15 protein-coding genes are annotated in these 18,089 nt (G+C 56.9%); 9 read left to right on the forward strand and 6 right to left on the reverse strand.

Annotation, left to right across the window (positions count from 1 at the left end; all coding sequences use genetic code 11):
* Nucleotides 1-361: 361 nt before the first annotated feature.
* The 6 genes from ACJY2L_RS16550 to ACJY2L_RS16575 all read left to right on the forward strand — a co-directional run bounded on the left by ACJY2L_RS16550 (nt 362) and on the right by ACJY2L_RS16575 (nt 8,051).
* Nucleotides 362-1,078, forward strand: coding sequence for a DUF3053 domain-containing protein (locus ACJY2L_RS16550; protein WP_067434799.1), 717 nt, complete (start codon nt 362-364; stop codon nt 1,076-1,078).
* A gap of 440 nt (nt 1,079-1,518) precedes the next feature.
* A complete protein-coding gene (locus ACJY2L_RS16555) occupies nt 1,519-3,456 on the forward strand; it encodes a PTS mannitol transporter subunit IICBA (RefSeq protein WP_067434802.1) in 1,938 nt (645 codons plus the stop codon).
* 91 nt (nt 3,457-3,547) lie between these two features.
* Nucleotides 3,548-4,696 carry a mannitol-1-phosphate 5-dehydrogenase gene (gene mtlD, locus ACJY2L_RS16560; RefSeq protein WP_067434805.1) on the forward strand — a complete coding sequence of 383 codons (1,149 nt, stop codon included), beginning with the start codon at nt 3,548-3,550 and terminating at the stop codon, nt 4,694-4,696.
* An 80-nt stretch (nt 4,697-4,776) separates the two neighbouring features.
* Nucleotides 4,777-5,310: an MltR family transcriptional regulator gene (locus ACJY2L_RS16565; protein WP_067435593.1), complete on the forward strand. Its 534-nt coding sequence runs from the start codon at nt 4,777-4,779 to the stop codon at nt 5,308-5,310.
* A gap of 87 nt (nt 5,311-5,397) precedes the next feature.
* The gene (locus ACJY2L_RS16570; RefSeq protein ID WP_067434808.1) at nt 5,398-5,760 is read left to right on the forward strand and encodes a YibL family ribosome-associated protein; all 363 of its coding nucleotides are present in this window, start codon (nt 5,398-5,400) and stop codon (nt 5,758-5,760) included.
* A gap of 515 nt (nt 5,761-6,275) precedes the next feature.
* Nucleotides 6,276-8,051 carry a sensor domain-containing phosphodiesterase gene (locus ACJY2L_RS16575; protein WP_439213962.1) on the forward strand — a complete coding sequence of 592 codons (1,776 nt, stop codon included), beginning with the start codon at nt 6,276-6,278 and terminating at the stop codon, nt 8,049-8,051.
* A gap of 6 nt (nt 8,052-8,057) precedes the next feature.
* Here ACJY2L_RS16575 and ACJY2L_RS16580 read toward each other — a convergent pair whose 3' ends face one another.
* From ACJY2L_RS16580 to ACJY2L_RS16590, 3 genes are all read right to left on the reverse strand, one after another.
* Nucleotides 8,058-8,999 (reverse strand): VirK/YbjX family protein, encoded by a 942-nt coding sequence (locus ACJY2L_RS16580; protein ID WP_439213961.1) that lies wholly within the window; start codon nt 8,997-8,999, stop codon nt 8,058-8,060.
* 223 nt (nt 9,000-9,222) lie between these two features.
* Nucleotides 9,223-9,840, reverse strand: a complete 618-nt coding sequence (gene sodA, locus ACJY2L_RS16585; protein ID WP_439213960.1) for a superoxide dismutase [Mn] — start codon at nt 9,838-9,840, stop codon at nt 9,223-9,225.
* A gap of 164 nt (nt 9,841-10,004) precedes the next feature.
* Nucleotides 10,005-11,351 (reverse strand): aspartate aminotransferase family protein, encoded by a 1,347-nt coding sequence (locus tag ACJY2L_RS16590; RefSeq protein WP_439213959.1) that lies wholly within the window; start codon nt 11,349-11,351, stop codon nt 10,005-10,007.
* A 182-nt stretch (nt 11,352-11,533) separates the two neighbouring features.
* Between ACJY2L_RS16590 and ACJY2L_RS16595 the strand changes: the two genes are divergently transcribed.
* On the forward strand, nt 11,534-12,316 hold the full coding sequence (locus ACJY2L_RS16595; protein ID WP_439213958.1) for a DeoR/GlpR family DNA-binding transcription regulator: 783 nt from the start codon (nt 11,534-11,536) through the stop codon (nt 12,314-12,316).
* Here ACJY2L_RS16595 and fdhD read toward each other — a convergent pair.
* Nucleotides 12,308-13,087, reverse strand: coding sequence for a formate dehydrogenase accessory sulfurtransferase FdhD (gene fdhD, locus ACJY2L_RS16600; protein ID WP_439214030.1), 780 nt, complete (start codon nt 13,085-13,087; stop codon nt 12,308-12,310). The genes ACJY2L_RS16595 and fdhD overlap by 9 nt on opposite strands.
* 304 nt (nt 13,088-13,391) lie before the next feature.
* Between fdhD and fdhE the strand changes: the two genes are divergently transcribed.
* Together fdhE and ACJY2L_RS16610 are read left to right on the forward strand one after the other, a co-directional pair.
* Nucleotides 13,392-14,318, forward strand: a complete 927-nt coding sequence (gene fdhE, locus ACJY2L_RS16605) for a formate dehydrogenase accessory protein FdhE (protein WP_067434826.1) — start codon at nt 13,392-13,394, stop codon at nt 14,316-14,318.
* A gap of 30 nt (nt 14,319-14,348) precedes the next feature.
* The gene (locus ACJY2L_RS16610; protein ID WP_439213957.1) at nt 14,349-14,960 is read left to right on the forward strand and encodes a glutathione S-transferase; all 612 of its coding nucleotides are present in this window, start codon (nt 14,349-14,351) and stop codon (nt 14,958-14,960) included.
* Nucleotides 14,961-15,018: 58 nt separating this feature from the next.
* On the opposite strand, the gene glyS is transcribed toward ACJY2L_RS16610, so the two are convergent.
* Together glyS and glyQ are read right to left on the reverse strand one after the other, a co-directional pair.
* Nucleotides 15,019-17,088 carry a glycine--tRNA ligase subunit beta gene (gene glyS, locus ACJY2L_RS16615; protein ID WP_439213956.1) on the reverse strand — a complete coding sequence of 690 codons (2,070 nt, stop codon included), beginning with the start codon at nt 17,086-17,088 and terminating at the stop codon, nt 15,019-15,021.
* A gap of 9 nt (nt 17,089-17,097) precedes the next feature.
* Nucleotides 17,098-18,009, reverse strand: a complete 912-nt coding sequence (glyQ, locus tag ACJY2L_RS16620; RefSeq protein WP_067434835.1) for a glycine--tRNA ligase subunit alpha — start codon at nt 18,007-18,009, stop codon at nt 17,098-17,100.
* Between the last annotated feature and the right edge of the window lie 80 nt (nt 18,010-18,089).

An 18,089-nucleotide genomic window follows, 5' to 3' on the forward strand; every position in this document is an offset into this window, starting at 1 on the left:
CGCTGAGCAGGAGCGAATCGCGTCCGGTCCGTCAGGAAAACGCTTTTGCTGAGGGTACCCACGAAGTGGGCGATTGTGTTTGCCGGATAGCGCGGGTGCAGGGCCGGGGCGACTGCCGGCCCTGCTCGGGCAGGCTTTAGCCTGTACGAAATGGCCTTTGACCTGGCCCTGCCCGGGCTGCCTTCAGGCAGAACGAAAAGGTCTTTGACCTTGACCTTAACCTCAAACGGCCCGTCTGCAAGACAAAAAGGCTGCCCACCGCGCACCGACTCCGCTTGCACAAACCTCTCCCGTCCCTCTATGCTTTAGTACCACTAATCAAAAGCAGTAAAATTCCCTTTCACTGACAGGAGTTGCAGCTATGACGTCAGGAATTTCCCGCGTCTGGACCCGTTTTTTTATGCCGTTGGCCGTACTTTTTTTCGCCCTACAACTGGTGGGTTGCGGCGATAAAGAAGGCGATCAACGGAAAGCCTTTATCGATTTTCTGCAAAATACCGTGATGCGCAGCGGTGAACATCTGCCCGGTCTGAGCGAAGACCAAAAACAGCGTTTTGGCCCTTATGCGGGTGATTACGCCATCATTTATGGTTTTGCTCAGGAAGTGAATAAGGCCGTTGATAACGGCATGAAGCCGGTTGTTGATGAGCTGGCGGCAATCCGTGTACCGCAGGATTATCTGACCCGTCGTGATGCGCTGCGTCAGGCAAGCGGTTCGCTGAACGTGCTGACCCAGCAGATTCAAAGCGCCAAAATGCAGGCAGACAGCAGCAAAGCCGCACTGAAGCAGCCAGACGATCTCAAAACGGTTTACAACAACGTCTATAACAAAGTGGTGACTCAGCCCGCTAATGCGCTGATTCCTCTGCTGCCTTCGCTGCAGGATTTGAGCCAGCAGGCAGTACAAACCGGTGATTTCCTGCAGCAGCAGGGTACGCGCGTTTCCTTTGATAACAATGGCGTGCAGTTCCCGACGCAGGATCAGGCCACGCAGTACAACACCTTAATGAGCAACCTGGCGGCCAAAGCTCAGGCGCTGCCGCAGGCGCAAGCCGCCGTGCAGGGTACCTGGCAGTAATGCCTTTCGGGGATGACGTTCGTCATCCCCTGTTTTCTCTGGTCCGAACTTTCATCCTGTGTTGCTTTACGTCTCTTCCACAAAAGAAGTGTGATCTGCCGCATTTTTGACCAAAAAAAGATTGTGATCAATATCACATTTATGCAACAAGTGCTGCTTTTGATGGTGTGATAAAGATCACATAAAAGGCCATTCCCTGATTGATTTGCAGACAAAACATCAGTCAGCCGCCTCTTTTTTGTGATCCAAGTCACTAAAAATACCCCCATCCCCCGCCTAACTGCGTGATCTGGATCACACATGGCCACCTCACTACGCAGCAACAATTTGGCGTGCTAGAGTCCGCCTGCATACAGCTGAACGGCTCTTTGCCGTCATGTCTCAACAAAAATAGCGCGCTCCCTGACTGGTCAGCGCGTACCAATTAAGGGGTGAGTTCTATGTCCTCATCAGTGAAGGTCAAAGTACAAAGCTTTGGTCGCTTTCTGAGTAATATGGTGATGCCAAATATCGGTGCGTTTATCGCATGGGGCATCATCACCGCGCTGTTTATTCCAACCGGCTGGATTCCAAACGAAACGCTGGCGAAGCTGGTGGGTCCGATGATCACCTACCTGCTGCCGCTGCTGATCGGCTTCACCGGTGGTCGGCTGGTCGGTGGCGATCGTGGCGGTGTGGTGGGTGCCATTACCACCATGGGCGTGATCGTCGGCGCCGACATGCCAATGTTCCTCGGTTCGATGATTGCAGGCCCGCTGGGCGGCTGGGCGATTAAGAGCTTTGACCGCGTTATCGACGGCAAAATCAAAAGCGGCTTTGAGATGTTGGTCAACAACTTCTCCGCTGGCATTATCGGCATGCTGATGGCTATCCTGGCGTTCCTCGCCATTGGTCCGCTGGTTGAAGGCCTGTCGCACGTTCTGGCGGCTGGCGTTAACCTGATGGTGCAGAATAACCTGCTGCCATTGACCTCAATCTTTGTCGAACCGGCAAAAATCCTGTTTCTGAACAACGCCATCAACCACGGTATTTTCTCACCGCTGGGCATTCAGCAGGCGAGCGAAGCGGGCAAATCGATCTTCTTCCTGATCGAAGCGAACCCGGGCCCAGGTATGGGCGTGCTGATGGCCTACATGTTCTTTGGTCGTGGCAGCGCGAAACAGTCTGCTGGCGGCGCGGCAATCATCCACTTTCTCGGAGGTATCCACGAAATTTACTTCCCTTATGTGCTGATGAGCCCACGCCTGCTGCTGGCGGTAATTCTTGGCGGCATGACCGGCGTGTTTACGCTGACGCTGCTGAACGGTGGTCTGGTTTCTCCTGCCTCACCGGGTTCTATCCTCGCGGTGCTGGCGATGACGCCAAAAGGCGCCTACTTCGCCAATATTGCAGCGATTGCCGCCGCCTTTGCGGTCTCCTTCGTGGTTTCTGCCATTCTGCTGAAAACCAGCAAGGTGAAAGACGAAGACGATATCGAAGCAGCAACGCAGCGTATGCATGACATGAAAGCGCAGTCCAAAGGCCAGGCCGGCACCGCCGCTGTGCCTGCATCGGCTGATGCGATGAATGGCGACCTGAGCCACGTGCGTAAAATCATCGTGGCCTGCGACGCGGGCATGGGTTCCAGCGCCATGGGTGCCGGCGTGCTGCGTAAGAAAGTGCAGGACGCAGGACTGACGCTGATTTCGGTCACGAACACCGCCATCAACGCCCTGCCCGGCGACGTGGATATCGTGATTACCCATCGCGATCTCACCGAGCGTGCAATGCGTCAGGCACCCCAGGCCCAGCACATTTCGCTGAATAACTTCCTCGACAGCAACCTTTACAACAACCTGACGCAGCGTCTGGTTGATGCAAGCCGCAGCGCCGGGCATCGCGAAAAGGTTAACAGCGCGCTGAGCGACAGTTACGATACCAGCAACGCACACCTGTTTAAGCTGGGCGAAAACAACGTCTTCCTCGGCCTTTCCGCTACGCATAAAGAGCAGGCCATTCGCTTTGCTGGCGAACAGCTGGTGAAAGGCGGCTACGTGCAGCCGGAATACGTTGAGGCGATGCTGGAGCGTGAAAAACTGACGCCAACCTATCTTGGCGAATCCATTGCCGTGCCGCACGGCACCGTGGAAGCCAAAGATCGCGTGCTAAAAACCGGCGTGGTGTTCTGTCAGTATCCGCAGGGCGTGCGTTTCGGCGAAGATGAAGATGACATTGCCCGTCTGGTTATTGGCATTGCCGCTCGTAATAACGAGCACATTCAGGTCATTACCAGCCTGACCAATGCGCTTGACGATGACAGCGTGATTGAGCGCCTTGCCTCAACAACCAGCGTGCAGGAAGTGTTGGATCTGCTCTCGGGCAGCACCACGAAAGCCTGATCGCACTGAATTTTCCCTGGGGCTGGTATGCCCGGCCCCGTTTCGGGTCGGGTGTGCCCGCCCCATTGTCATTAGAAGGGTCGAGAAAATTATGAAAGCTTTGCATTTTGGTGCCGGTAACATTGGCCGCGGTTTTATTGGCAAGTTGCTGGCGGATGCCGGCGTTGAGCTGGTGTTTGCCGACGTGAATCAGGCAGTGCTTGATGCGCTTAACGCCCGCCATGAATATCCGGTACATGTTGTCGGCGAGCAGGCGAAGGTGGAGACGGTACGTAACGTCAGCGCGGTGAACAGCACCAGCGATGAGATCATCGATCTAATCGCCGAGGTGGATCTGCTGACCACCGCGGTAGGCCCGCAAATCCTTGAGCGCATTGCAGCCAGCGTGGCCAAAGGCCTGATTAAACGCCACGAAGAAGGCAACGCACGCCCGCTGAATATCATCGCCTGCGAAAATATGGTGCGCGGCACCAGTCAGCTGAAACAGCATGTGCTGAAGGCGCTGCCAGAGCAGTATCACAGCTGGCTGGAGGCGAACATTGGCTTTGTGGATTCCGCCGTGGATCGCATTGTGCCACCGTCCGCAGCTGACAGCAGCGATCCGCTGGAAGTCACGGTGGAAACCTTCAGCGAGTGGATCGTCGATAAAACCCAGTTCGTTGGCGAGCCACCGGCGATTGCCGGCATGGAGCTGACCGATAACCTGATGGCCTTTGTTGAGCGCAAGCTGTTCACTCTTAACACCGGCCACGCGATCACCGCCTATTTGGGTCAGCAGGCGGGTCATCAAACCATTCGTGATGCCATTCTGGATGGTCAGATTCGCGCGGTGGTTCAGGGCGCAATGGAAGAGAGCGGCGCGGTGCTGATCAAGCGCTACGGCTTTGATGCAGAGAAGCATGCTGCCTACATTCAGAAAATCCTTAGCCGCTTTGAAAATCCTTACCTGAAAGATGACGTTGAGCGCGTGGGCCGTCAGCCGCTGCGTAAGCTCAGCGCGGGCGATCGCCTGATCAAGCCGACGCTCGGCACGCTGGAATATCAGCTGCCGCACGACAATCTGGTCAAAGGCATTGCCGCCGCCCTGCACTATCGTAGCGATCAGGATCCGCAGGCGCAGGAACTGGCCACGCTGCTGGAAAAACAGGGCGTGCAGGCCACGCTGGCACAGATTTCCGGCCTCGATGCGCAAAGTGAAGTGGTCAGCGCAGCGGTAAAGGCGTATAACGCTACCGCCTGATGCAGAGACTTTTTACCGCACGGCAGCAAGGGCACGGTGACACCGTGCCCATTAGCGTCACGACAGATACGCAGGCCACAATGGAAGAGAAGCAAGCTTTTGAAAACCAGGTGCTTGAACGCCTGAACGCCGGTCGCTCGGTGCGAAGCTTCCTGATCGCGGCGGTGGATCTGCTCAGTGAAGCCGTCAACGGGCTGGTGCTTCAGGTTTTTCGCAAGGATGATTACGCGGTAAAATATGCCGTCGAACCGCTGCTGCTGGGCGATGGCCCGCTTGGCGAGCTGTCGGTGCGCCTGAAGCTGATTTACGGCCTGGGCATTATCAGTCGTGGCGAATATGAAGATTGCGAACTGCTAATGGCGCTGCGTGAGGAGCTGAATCACGATCACAGCGACTATCGCTTTGTGGATGATGAGATCCTCGGACCCTTTGGCGAACTGCACTGCGTGGCTGCCTGGCCGCAGGCCCCTGCCCTCTCGGGCGATGACGAGATGCTGCGCGCAATGCAGCAGCAGCGTTATCAGCAGGTAGTACGCTCCACCATGGTGCTGTCGCTGACCGAGCTCATTTCACGCATCAGCCTGAAGCAGACGTTCAAAAAACCTGGCAGCTAAGGGCATATGGAAAGAAGCGGGTCGCTGATGCGCATCGCGGCCGCTTTTCGTGTATCCTTTGCCGCAGTCAACGAATGAGTGGTCAACATGAAAGAGCAGGAAAAAGCTGAAATCAAACGTCTGAGCGACCAGCTCGACGCCCTGAATCATAAAGAGCAGCCGCTGCTCGACGCGGGCGATGCCGAAAAGCTGGGCGAGCTGCTGAGAGAGAAAGATAAGCTGCTGGCTGAAATTGAACGCCTCAAAGGCGTTCGCGTGCAGAAGCTGAGCAAAGAAGCACAGAAGCTGCAGCAGATGCCGTTCAGCCGTGCCATCACCAAAAAAGAGCAGGCCGATATGGGCACGCTGAAGAAAACGGCCCGTGGCCTGATCGTGGTTCATCCGATGACCGCGCTGGGACGTGAGATGGGCCTGACCGAAATGACCGGCTACGCTAAAAAGGCGTTCTGAGTCCGCATTTCGGGTAAACCTGTGCGCCCGCCGCACAGGTTCATTACTGCCGCTGTTATCTTTGCCCCGCTGCTCCAGTCGTTAATATCATCAGCCTTACTTAATATACGATTTTATCGCGCCGCTTTTATCGGCTTAACAAAATTTGATTTAAATAACATTGCGCAATGAAAATAAGGTTAATGCTATTAACGACCGGATCGTTAACTCAAATATGACAATCGTGCTTCACGGTTATTATGTTGCAACAAAAAATCGCTGACGTTTATTTACCTGCGGCCACTCCTTCGGTTTAAAATCTATTTATTCACCGCGTGATTATTATTTATTTTATCGTTAACCGTTTAAATGCAGATGGTCAAAAGCGTTGCCACAGCGTATGCTGGCCTCTCCAGCCACACTGCGCTGAGCCCAGTCGTGGCAGACAATGCACTCCTGCAAAAATGCAAAATCTGCAACTACTTCAAATAACAGGAAAAGCTTCGCTTTGTCGGAGAATATAAGAGTCAACAATTATGCTTATCACCGTTAACAATAATCACAAAGCGCGTAATTTAACGCAGGACGTATTAAAAAAGGCCGATCTGACCCGCGATGCGTTTCTGCAATCTTTTGTGGAGTTAACCGGACGGGCACTTAATATTCCCGGCAGTTTTATTTCCGTGCTGGATGACGAACACCAATATATAAAAGCGAGCTGCTGCTTTGAGTTAAACACGACCCCGCGACAGGATTCATTTTGCCGTTATGCGGTGGACAGCGATTGTGTAGTGGTGGTGCCGGATACCACGCTGGATCCGCGTTTCAGCAGCCATCGTTTGACACTGGGCGCGCCTTTTATCCGTTTTTATGCTGGCGCACCGCTGAAAACCCTCAGCGGCGACGTACTCGGCACGCTCTGCGTAACCGACAGCCAACCGCATGACTTCTCCAGCGAACAGGCAGAGACGCTGCAAAAGCTGGCGCGTATGGCCACGCACTATCTGGAAACCTGGCACAGCGCCGGGTTTACCGATGCCATCACCAGCCTGCCAAACTGTCAGGCGCTGCTGCGCGATATCGAACAGCTCGCCAGCAACGCCAGTAACGCGCACCGCCTGATTCTGATCGACTGCCTGGATGTGCCCCGTGCCTGGGAGATGACCCGTTCGCTCGGCGTCGCGGTGGTCGATAACCTGCTGCAGGATCTCACCCTGATGCTGCATCAGCTGCTGCCCGGCGTTGAGAATATTTACGCCAACGCCACCGGCCGCTTTGCACTGCTGCTCGACGATACGCATCCATTAACCACCGCCGCGATTGCCGAACGGATCCGTGGCCAGCGCGCGCAGCTCACCAGCGATATTCTGGTCGATCTGCAAATGCACGTCGGCGAAACCTACTTTCTGCCAGGCACCATCAGCACGCAGGAAGTTTACCGCCGGGCGGTGAGCGCGCTGCATAACGCCGTGGCGCTTGGCGTGCCGTGGCAGGGTTACGATGGTCAGATTGACCAGCAGCACAGCGACGACTTTCGCCTGCTGAACGAACTGGCGCTGGCGCTGCGCGGCGGTTCCGGTCTCTATCTGGTTTATCAACCAAAGGTCGATCTGCGAAACAGCACCATTATTGGCCTTGAAGCGTTGATTCGCTGGCATCACCCGCAGAAAGGGGAAATTCCACCGGCGATGTTTCTGCCGCTGGCGGAACAGACCAGCCTGATTGGCGAGATCACCAACTGGGTGATTGAGCAGGCGTTGCGGCAGTTGAAAACGTGGCATGACCAGGGCATCTTCCTGCCGGTGTCGATTAATATCTGTGCCAGCGATCTGTCGCAGCCGGATTTTGCCGATCGTCTCGAAGAGCGCATCCTGCAGGCAGGCTTGCCGACCAACATGCTCGGAATTGAATGCCTGGAAACCGAGAAAATCAACGACAGTAAGGCGGCACTGCACGGTATGGACATGCTCAAGCTGCGCGGCTTCTGCCTCTCGCTCGATGATTTTGGTTCCGGTTACAGTAACATTAGTTATTTACGCCAGATGCCACTGGATATCATCAAGCTCGACCGCCAGTTAATCAGCGGCCTGCTCAACGACAGCGGCTCGCGCATCATCGCCCGCAGCATTATCAGCATGTTGAAGGCGCTGGATTATCAGGTGCTGGCGGAAGGTGTGGAAGACGAAGAGACCGCGCAGCTGCTGTTGCATTATGGCTGCGATCAGGCGCAGGGCTACTATTTCTCTCGCCCGTTTATCGCTGATGCGTTACAGCCGTGGCTGGAGGCGCAGCGGCCGCAACGCGCCGGTTAACCGCGATTACAGCAGGTGCTGCCGACCTGCACGCACCTGCTGTTGCAGCTCATCCAGCAGCTGATAACGACGGCGATACTCAGCGCGCTTTTTGCTGGCGATCGCGTCCAGCGTTTTGCGTTCCAGCCGCGCAGGCAGCCGGTAAAGACCATCGGCCTGGCGCTCACCGCCAATTGACAGCCAGAACTCGCTGTAGCTGGCATGAAAGTAATCACTTTTACTGTGGCGATAACGCAGGCTACGGAAAACATGGGTCTCTTCGCTCACCGCCATAATTTGCGCCATGCCGCAGCGCTCACTGATAATAAACAACGCCTCGGTTAATACGCGCTTGGGAAATAAGCCGTGGCACGCTTTAGTCGCCTCTTTAATTACCTCGCTGGAAATATGTTTACGCGGCCCCTGTAATCCGCCAATTAATAATGTTTTCACACCGGATTTATTAATTAGCGAAAAAGAGAGCGATGCAATAACCGCCTGATTAAATAACAGTTCCAGTGTAACTTCGCCTTCGCGATCGAAGCGTCCCGGCGCGCACTGCAGCGTAATCGACTCTTCCTGCCGTCCCAACAGCTGAGCCATCACCGTGGCCGTGGCGCTTTGCAGCTGCTGTTGTAACAGGCCATCCTTCATCTGGCTCAAAAAACGATAATGATCGGTAATGGCGGCGGCGCGCCCGGCCACGCTAAGCCCTGCGTAGAGGTAGGGACGGTGCGGTTTAGCCGGTAGTAATCCCTGAATTGACAGTGCCTGCGCCATATCGGGTAAGGTCGAAAACTGGCGCATGTACTTTACCGTGGTAACGGGAAAAACCAGCGAGCGCAGCAAAAATTTGGCGCGAAAGCGACGACAAAGCCACAGCTTATCCGGAACGATGTTACCCAGCATCAGCTGTTTAAATAATGAGGTTGAGGTTTCAGCAGCAGCGTGTGTCGTAATAAGTGACATAATGGCATCTTCTGTAGAACAGGATTGATGACCTATTTTATTTCCGTCACTATCAACGAAGTGTTAATGCCCTTCAGGCGAAATGTCTGATCCAGTGGTTTTAATTAAACGCCAGCTCAACAAGCGATAAATGACCGCAGTGAATCGACATTGTGCCCGCTGTAGCCATAAAAAAACCGGCGGCCAAAGCCACCGGTTTATTCACACGCGTAAGCGGGAGAAATTACTTAGCGGAAGCGAAACGTGCTGCTGCTTCGTCCCAGTTTACTACGTTCCAGAACGCCTTGATGTAATCCGGGCGCTTGTTCTGATATTTCAGGTAGTAAGCGTGTTCCCACACGTCCAGGCCAACAATCGGGAAGCCTGACGCGCCAGAGATCGCTTCGCCCATCAGCGGGCTGTCCTGGTTTGCAGTGGACACCACCGCCAGCTTGTCGCCTTTCTTAACCAGCCACGCCCAGCCTGAACCGAAACGGGTTGCTGCGGCTTTCTCGAACTCTTCCTGGAATTTTTCCACGCTGCCGAAATCTTTTTCGATGGCGGCTTTCAGATCGCCCTGCAGGGTGGTGCCGATTTTCAGGCCTTTCCAGAAGAAGCTGTGGTTAGAGTGGCCGCCCGCGTTGTTGCGCAGTACGGTTTTCTTGTCAGCCGGAAGCTGATCCAGTTTAGTGATCAGCTCGTCAACCGGCAGGTCAGCGAATTCGGTACCTTCCAGCGCTGCGTTAGCGTTGTTAACGTAGGTCTGGTGGTGTTTGGTGTGATGGATTTCCATCGTCTGCTTGTCGAAGTGCGGTTCCAGTGCATCATATGCATAAGGCAGGGATGGCAGTGAATAACTCATGTTCATCGTCTCCATTGAGGGTTTGGACGGTGCTTGTCATCAGGTGAGCACCGCGTAAGCAGTCGGATCATTATAGTTAAATAATTGATCGGGAAAAGGCCAATCAATGCCCCATTAATGCTAAGGGTTTGACGCGACTGCATAAGCGGCACAAAAATCGCCCGCTAACGCCCCTGGGTTAATGCCGCCAGCGAACGATCCAGCGCACCCACCAGCCAGTCAATATCCTGCACCTGAAACGCCATTGGCGGACGCAGTTTCAGCACATTGCCATACGGCCCCGCCACCGACGTCAGCACGCGGTTTTCGCGCAGCTTCTCAATCAGGTTCAGCGCCAGCGTCTTGTCCGGCGTTTTACTCTCCCTGTCGGTCACCAGCTCAAAACCGATAAACAGCCCGGCACCGCGTACATCGCCCACACAGGCATATTTGTCCATCAGCGTGCGCAGCTCAGCCAGCAGCTGCGCGCCAACGACGCGGCTGTGCTCCTGCAAATTCTCTTCTTTAATCACCGTTAACACCGCCTGCGCAGCCGCCATCGCCACCGGATTACCGCCAAAGGTGTTGAAGTAGGGAATGTCGTCGCTAAAGGCGGCCAGCACGTTGCTTTTTGCCAGCAGGCCAGAGACCGGAATGCCGTTGCCCATCGGTTTGCCGGTGGTAACGATATCGGGCACCACGCCGTGACGGGCAAATCCCCAGAAGGTGTCGCCGGTGCGGGCAAAACCTGGCTGCACTTCGTCGGCGATAAAAATACCGCCGTTGCGATGCACCACCTCAACCGCTTGTTGCAGGAAGCCCGGCGGATTTGGCAGCACGCCGTCGGAGGAGAAAATCGAATCTGCCAGGAAACCGGCAAACTTAATGCCGTGCGCTGCCATGTCATCAATCTGCTGCTGAATCTGATCGGCGAACCAGCTGCCGAGGTTGGGCGCGTTGACGCGATACGCATCCGGCGGTAGCACCAGGCGTGTGGTCGCCGCCAGCGGTTGTCCGCTGCCGAGTGCCGGCGAGGCACCCGACGTCAGATCGCTGGTGCCGTGATACGCTTCCTGGCTGACGATAATGCCGGTGCCGCCGCTGTACGCTCGTGCCACGCGGATCGCCAGGTCATTCGCTTCAGAGCCGGTACACATATACATGGCCCGATCGATCGCCGATGGCAGGGTGGCCAGCAGCGCCTCCGAGTAATCCAGAATGCCCTCGTGCAGATAACGAGTGTGCGTATTGAGCTGCATCATCTGCTGATGCACCGCCTCGATCACCGCTGGATGACAGTGGCCAATGCTGGCTACATTGTTGTAAACATCGAGATATTTATCACTGGCAGCGTCCCATAAATACTGGCCTTTGCCGCGCACCAGATGAACCGGTTTTCGATAAAACAGGCGATAGGATTCGCCAAGCACTTTGCTGCGCTTATCGGTCAGCGCGCGCACATCCGCATCCAGCGCGGCGGCATCTTCTGCCCGAAAACTGTTGGTATCCATAATGGTGGAGCGTGTGGCCATGGTAACTCCCGTTGCGAAAAGCGTGATCGCCCAGAGGCAGGATAAACATCGACCCTTTTATCATGGCTATTTTTCAGACAAATGCAACCAAATACACAAATGCAATAAATTACACAAAACATAGCGTCGCTGACTCAGGTAGACTAAGCCTGTTCATTTATCCCTTGCCGATCGGGAACATCATGCTGCAGGAAACCCGCTTACATCGTATTCGCGCGCTGTTGACCACGTTGCATCAGGTCAGCACTGAACGCATCATCACCGAGTTAGGTGTGTCGCGGGAAACCGCTCGCCGCGACATCATTGAACTGGAGGCGCAGGGCGTCGCCCGTCGCGTACACGGCGGGCTGGTCGCACTGGAGGGTGCCGCCGAGCCGCCGTTGCGCGTGCGCAGCGCGGTCATGGCACGGGAAAAGCGCGCAATTGCGCAGGCCGCCGTGCAGCGGCTGCATTCCGGGCAAACGGTGTTTCTGGATGCGGGCAGCACCACCACGCTGTTGGCAGAGGCGCTGCGCACCATGAGCGGCCTGACCATTATTACCAACAGCCTGCAGGCGGCGCTGGCGTTAAGTCAGGGCGAGGAGCGCGATACGCTCAGCAACGAGGTGATTTTACTGGGAGGATCGATGATGGCGGGCGCCCAGCAGACGCGCGGCGACATCACCGTCGGCGAGATACACCGCTTTCGCGCCGATGTGGCGCTGCTGTCGCCGGTGGGCATTGAGGCAAACGCCGGTGCCACCAGTTTTTATCCGCATGAAGCGGCCATTGCACGCGCCATGACTGAGCAGGCCAGCCAGCTGATTCTGCTGGCCGATCGCAGCAAGCTCGGCGTCATCAGCCGCATGCAGTACGCGGCGCCCGCGGCGGTGACGCTACTGATCACCGATAGCGCCGCGGCAAAAGAGCACGGCGCCGCGCTGGCTGCCTTAACGCAGGCGCTGCCTGAAGTCGTGTTAGCGTAAACGTTGCGGATGCGAATACACGGTCGCGCGGCCAGGCTTGCTGAAACCGACCAGCGTCAGATTGCTGCGCTCTGCGACCTCGACCGCCAGCCGGGTAGCGGCGGAAACGGCGAATAAAATCTCCACGCCGCACATTGCCGATTTCTGCACCATCTCGTAGCTGGCGCGGCTGGACACCAGCACCGCGCCCTGCGTCCAGCCTTGCTGGCTGCGGTATCCCAGCAGCTTATCCAGCGCGACATGGCGTCCCACATCTTCACAGCCGCCGACCAGTTCACCTTGCGGATCCATCCACGCGGCGGCGTGCGTACAACCGGTGAGCTGTCCCACCGGCTGGAAGGTTTTCAGCTGGTGCAACGCCTCATCCAGCCGTGCAAGATCGAACGTCTGGGTAAACGGCAGCGGCGCGATCGGCTTGCCAATGTCATTCAGCTGTTCCACGCCGCACACGCCACAGCCGGTGCGACCCGCCATGGCACGCCGCTGGGCTTTTAATGCCATAAAACGTCGGCTGGAAAGCTCAAGCTGCACTTCGATGCCGTTACAGTCAGGCACCACGTCCATGCCGTAAATGTCGCCGGGCGCGTCGATAATCCCTTCCGACAGCGAAAAGCCGATGGCAAAGGCTTCCAAATCCTTTGGCGTCGACATCATCACCACATGAGAAATACCGTTGTAAACCAGCGCGACCGGTACTTCATCCGCCAGCCAGTCGGTCTGAGCCTCCGCCAGCGCATCGCGCTGCCAGACCTGCGTTTGCGCGACGCCGATATGCGCCGCGGCGTTATCGACGGAGAGCCTGTCATTCTGTTTCACGGGGATCCTGCGCGGCACAGCGTGCCGCCTGTCATAAGAAATTATTCGGCAAGTTTGAACCTGTTTAGCCACCCGCGCAATGCGTAGCGGCGCTATCCGCGGGCTGGCAGCACGGCAGGTTTAACGCAACGACGATGCGTACTGGCGCTAATTTCAGGCAGAAGAGTCGGTTATGGGCTGCTATCATCAGGTAAGTATCCCTTGGGCAGTCGCCTGTTACCGCTGCCCTGTTGCCGCCCTTTTCTTAACAGGATAACCGATGACTATTCGCATCATCCCGCAGTCCGCGCTGGAGCGAAGCGATAAGCCAGCCCCAGAAGCCATTCCGCCGCTGCTGTTTCCACGTTTGAAGCACCTTTACAGCCGCCGCGCTGGCCGTCTGCGCCAGCTGGCGGAAAAAAATCCGCTGGGCGATTACCTGCGCTTTGCCGCGGTGATTGCGCAGGCTCAGGAGATCATCCTCTACGATCATCCGTTGCAGATGAACATGCACGCCCGGCTGGTGGAGAGCGATCGTCTGGGTAAACCGCCGCTGGATATCCGCTCCCTGCCGCGCGATGCGCACTGGCAGCGCCTGCTACACTCGCTGATTGCCGAACTGAAGCCGGAGATGAGCGGCCAGGCGCTGGCGGTGCTGGAAAATCTCGAAAAGGCGTCGGTACCCGAGCTGGAAGCGATGGCCGACAGTCTGCTCAATCACGATTTTGCTCAGGTCAGCAGCGATAAATCGCCGTTCATCTGGGCGGCGCTGTCGGTGTACTGGGCGCAAATGGCGGCCCTGATTCCGGGTAACGCCCACGTCGAGAGCGGCGAGCAGCGCCAGTTCTGTCCGGTGTGCGCCAGCGTGCCGGTCTCCAGCGTGATCCATATGGCAGAACAGCCGGAAGGCCTGCGCTATCTGCACTGCAACCTGTGTGAAAGTGAATGGCATGTGGCGCACGCCCGCTGCAGCAACTGCGAGCAAACCCGCAATCTGCACTACTGGTCGCTGGATGCGGAACGCTCGGCGATCAAGGCGGAAAGCTGCGGCGACTGTGGCACTTACCTGAAGATGTTTTACCAGGAGAAAAACCCGGCGGTTGAGCCGGTCGCCGACGATCTCGCGTCGCTGGTGCTGGATGCGCGCATGGAGCAGGAAGGCTTTGCGCGCAGCAGTCTGAATCCTTTTCTCTTTCCAGGCGATTAGCCTGCGAACCACTGCTAGCGGGGGAACCACATGAAATTGATCGGCAGTTATACCAGCCCTTACGTGCGCAAGATTTCGGTTATCCTGCTGGAAAAGGGCATTACCTTTGAGTTTGTGAACGAATCGCCGTGGCATGAAGAGAGCAAGGTCACCGAGTACAACCCGCTGGGTAAAGTGCCGGCGCTGGTTGCCGACGGCACGACCTGGTTTGACTCGCCGATCATTGCCGCCTGGCTTGAGCATCAGAATCCGTCGCCCACGCTGCTGCCGCACGATGCGCTGACGGCGTTGCAGGTGCGCCAGCTCGAAGCGCTGGCTGACGGTGTCTGCGACGCCGCGGCGGTCATCGTGCGTGAACAGATGCGTCCGCCGGAAATGCAGTCAGCGGATGTGCTGGTTCGCCAGCGGCAAAAGATTCAGTACGGGCTGGATGCACTGGAGCGCGCGGCCAACGCCGGGGAGGTGCTGAACGGCAGCGAGTTAAACCTGGCGGATATCGCCACCGCCTGCGCCATCGGTTTTCTTAACTTTCGTCGCGTGGCGCCGAACTGGTGCGTCGATCGCCCGGCGCTGGTGAAACTGGCGGAAAAGATGTTCCAGCGGGAAAGCTTTGCACGCACCGTGCCGCCCGGCACCGCCTGAAAGCCATAAAAAAAGGGCGACTCACGTCGCCCTTTTTACTGCTGATGTTGCGGCAAAATTACTGCAGCAGCGAAATATCCGCTACCTGCAGGAACAGCGCGCGCAGCTTAGCCAACAGGGTAAGGCGGTTAATCCGCACCGCCGGATCGTCCGCATTGACCATCACTTTGTCGAAGAAGTTATCCACCGCTTCACGCAGCTGGGCCAGTTCGCTTAACGCATCCTGATAGCGCCCTTCGGCAAACAGCGGCTGCAGCTTGCTGCTCAGCGCGGTCACAAAAGTCGCCAGCTGAATCTCTTCATTCTCTTTCAGCAGTGACGCCTGCACGCTGTCGTTCAGCGTTTCAGTCGACTTCGCCAGAATGTTGGAGACACGTTTGTTGGCAGCGGCCAGCGCGGCTGCGGCATCCAGCGTGCGGAAGTGCGAGACCGCCTTCATGCGCGCATCGAAATCAGCCGGACGGGTTGGACGACGCGCCAGCACCGCCTGCAGCGTGTCGACGCTGTGGCCCTCTTCCTGATACCAGCTGCGGAAACGACCGAGCATAAAGTCGATCACCTCATCCACCACCTTGCCATTGCTCAGCTTACTGCCGTAGAGGCGCACCGCTTCTTCGGTCAGGGTTTGCAGGTCCAGCGGCAGATTTTTCTCGACGATAATGCGCAGCACGCCAAGCGCGGCACGACGCAGCGCAAACGGGTCTTTATCGCCTTTTGGATGCTGGCCAATGCCGAAGATGCCCGCCAGGGTATCCATTTTATCGGCGATCGCCAGTGCGCAGGCCACTGGATTCGATGGCAGATCGTCACCGGCAAAACGCGGCTGATACTGCTCGTTCAGCGCCACCGCTACATCTTCTGCTTCGCCGTCGTGACGTGCATAGTGCATGCCCATCACGCCCTGCGTATCGGTAAACTCGAACACCATGTTGGTCATCAGATCGCACTTGCTGAGCAGGCCAGCACGCGTGGCGTGATTCACATCGGCGCCAATCTCACCGGCAATCCAGCCCGCCAGCGCCTGAATGCGATCGGTTTTATCGCGCAGCGTGCCAAGTTCCTTCTGGAACAGCACGGTGGAAAGGCGCGGCAGATGATCTTCCAGACGTTTTTTGCGGTCGGAATTAAAGAAGAACTCCGCATCCGCCAGACGTGGACGCACCACTTTTTCATTACCGGAGATAATCTGCTGCGGATCTTTCGATTCGATGTTGGTGACAAAAATGAAGTGCGGCAGCAATTTGCCGTCGGCGTCGTAGACCGGGAAATATTTCTGGTCACCCTTCATGGTGTAGACCAGCGCCTCGGCCGGTACAGCAAGAAACTTCTCTTCAAAGGTCGCCGTTAATACCACCGGCCACTCCACCAGCGAGGTGACCTCTTCCAGCAGGCTGTCGCTGAGATCGGCGGTGCCGCCAATCTGACGTGCAGCCGCTTCGGCGTCCGCTTTGATCTGCGTTTTACGCGCGTCGTAATCCGCCTGCACTTTACCACGCTCCAGCAGCATCTGCGGATAGTGGTCAGCGTGGTCGAGCGTGAATGACGCTTCGCCCATAAAACGGTGGCCGCGAATGGTGCGCGCCGAGGCAACACCCAGCACGGTCGCCTCCAGCAGCTCGTCGCCCAGCAGCAGCGTCACGGTGTGCACCGGACGCACAAACTGCACGTCGGAATCGCCCCAGCGCATCAGTTTAGGTACCGGCAGCTTGCTCAACGCGGTGTTCACCATCGCCGGCAGCAGCGCCTGCGCCGCATTGCCTTTGACATGGGCACGCCACACCAGCCATTCGCCTTTGTCCGTTTTCAGGCGATCGGCCTGATCAACGGTAATACCGCAACCGCGCGCCCAGCCTTCGGCCGCTTTGGTTGGCGCACCGCTGGCATCAAACGCGGCGGCAATCGCCGGACCCCGTTTTTCTACTTCACTGTCTGGCTGCGCGGCGCTGAGCTGCGCAACTTTCAGCGCCAGACGGCGCGGCGACGCATACCAGGTCACCTCGCCGTGGGCGAGATTTGCAGCATCCAGCTCGGCGGTAAAATGCGCGGCGAACGATTCGGCCAGATTACGCAGCGCTTTTGGCGGCAGCTCTTCGGTGCCGATCTCCACCAGAAAAGTTTTATCAGTCATGGCTGCCTCTTATTTCTTGTTGTTGCACATCGGGAACCCCAGCGCCTCGCGGGAGGCGTAATAGGCTTCAGCCACGGCTTTGGTCAGGGTACGAATACGCAGAATGTAGCGCTGGCGCTCGGTAACCGAGATCGCTTTGCGCGCGTCCAGCAGGTTAAAGCTGTGCGCGGCTTTCAGAATGCGTTCATAGGCTGGCAGCGGCAGTGGTTTTTCCAGCGCCAGCAGGGTCTGCGCTTCTTTCTCATACTGCTCGAAGCAGGTGAAAAGGAAATCCACGTCGGCATATTCGAAGTTGTAGGTCGACTGCTCCACTTCGTTCTGATGGAAAACATCGCCGTAGGTGGTTTTACCCAGCGGACCGTCGCTCCAGACCAGATCGTAAACGCTGTCCACGCCCTGGATATACATCGCCAGACGCTCCAGACCGTAAGTGATCTCGCCGGTAACTGGCTTGCACTCAAGGCCGCCAACCTGCTGGAAATAGGTGAACTGCGTCACTTCCATACCGTTCAGCCACACTTCCCAGCCCAGACCCCAGGCACCCAACGTCGGGTTCTCCCAGTTATCTTCCACGAAGCGAATATCGTGAATGGTCGGATCCAGTCCCAACGCCTGCAGTGAGCCGAGGTACAGCTCCTGAATGTTATCTGGCGAAGGCTTGATGATCACCTGAAACTGATAATAGTGCTGCAGGCGGTTAGGGTTTTCGCCGTAGCGACCGTCGGTCGGGCGGCGTGAAGGCTGCACATAAGCGGCGGCAATCGGCTCCGGGCCAAGCGCACGCAGGCAGGTCATCGGGTGTGAGGTGCCAGCGCCCACTTCCATATCCAGTGGCTGGACGATGGTGCAGCCCTGACGTGCCCAGTAATCCTGCAAGGTCAGGATCAGGCCCTGAAAGGTCTTGGTATCAAACTTTTGCATGTTGATTAATTTCGCACGCGATTGGGGTGGATGAAAAAAGTGTGCGCCAGTATACCCTTTGACCGCCGGATATGCAGCCG

Origin of the sequence: Duffyella sp. Ts4 (genome assembly GCF_051851875.1) — a bacterium.
GTDB classification, from domain to species: domain Bacteria; phylum Pseudomonadota; class Gammaproteobacteria; order Enterobacterales; family Enterobacteriaceae; genus Duffyella; species Duffyella gerundensis.

Bases quoted from the DNA above. Each gene is read 5' to 3' on its own strand.
- ACJY2L_RS16550 (WP_067434799.1), top strand. From the start codon at position 362: ATGACGTCAGGAATTTCCCGCGTCTGGACCCGTTTTTTTATGCCGTTG.
- ACJY2L_RS16555 (WP_067434802.1), top strand. From the start codon at position 1,519: ATGTCCTCATCAGTGAAGGTCAAAGTACAAAGCTTTGGTCGCTTTCTG.
- mtlD (WP_067434805.1), top strand. From the start codon at position 3,548: ATGAAAGCTTTGCATTTTGGTGCCGGTAACATTGGCCGCGGTTTTATT.
- ACJY2L_RS16565 (WP_067435593.1), top strand. From the start codon at position 4,777: ATGGAAGAGAAGCAAGCTTTTGAAAACCAGGTGCTTGAACGCCTGAAC.
- ACJY2L_RS16570 (WP_067434808.1), top strand. From the start codon at position 5,398: ATGAAAGAGCAGGAAAAAGCTGAAATCAAACGTCTGAGCGACCAGCTC.
- ACJY2L_RS16575 (WP_439213962.1), top strand. From the start codon at position 6,276: ATGCTTATCACCGTTAACAATAATCACAAAGCGCGTAATTTAACGCAG.
- ACJY2L_RS16580 (WP_439213961.1), bottom strand. From the start codon at position 8,999: ATGTCACTTATTACGACACACGCTGCTGCTGAAACCTCAACCTCATTA.
- sodA (WP_439213960.1), bottom strand. From the start codon at position 9,840: ATGAGTTATTCACTGCCATCCCTGCCTTATGCATATGATGCACTGGAA.
- ACJY2L_RS16590 (WP_439213959.1), bottom strand. From the start codon at position 11,351: ATGGCCACACGCTCCACCATTATGGATACCAACAGTTTTCGGGCAGAA.
- ACJY2L_RS16595 (WP_439213958.1), top strand. From the start codon at position 11,534: ATGCTGCAGGAAACCCGCTTACATCGTATTCGCGCGCTGTTGACCACG.
- fdhE (WP_067434826.1), top strand. From the start codon at position 13,392: ATGACTATTCGCATCATCCCGCAGTCCGCGCTGGAGCGAAGCGATAAG.
- ACJY2L_RS16610 (WP_439213957.1), top strand. From the start codon at position 14,349: ATGAAATTGATCGGCAGTTATACCAGCCCTTACGTGCGCAAGATTTCG.
- glyS (WP_439213956.1), bottom strand. From the start codon at position 17,088: ATGACTGATAAAACTTTTCTGGTGGAGATCGGCACCGAAGAGCTGCCG.
- glyQ (WP_067434835.1), bottom strand. From the start codon at position 18,009: ATGCAAAAGTTTGATACCAAGACCTTTCAGGGCCTGATCCTGACCTTG.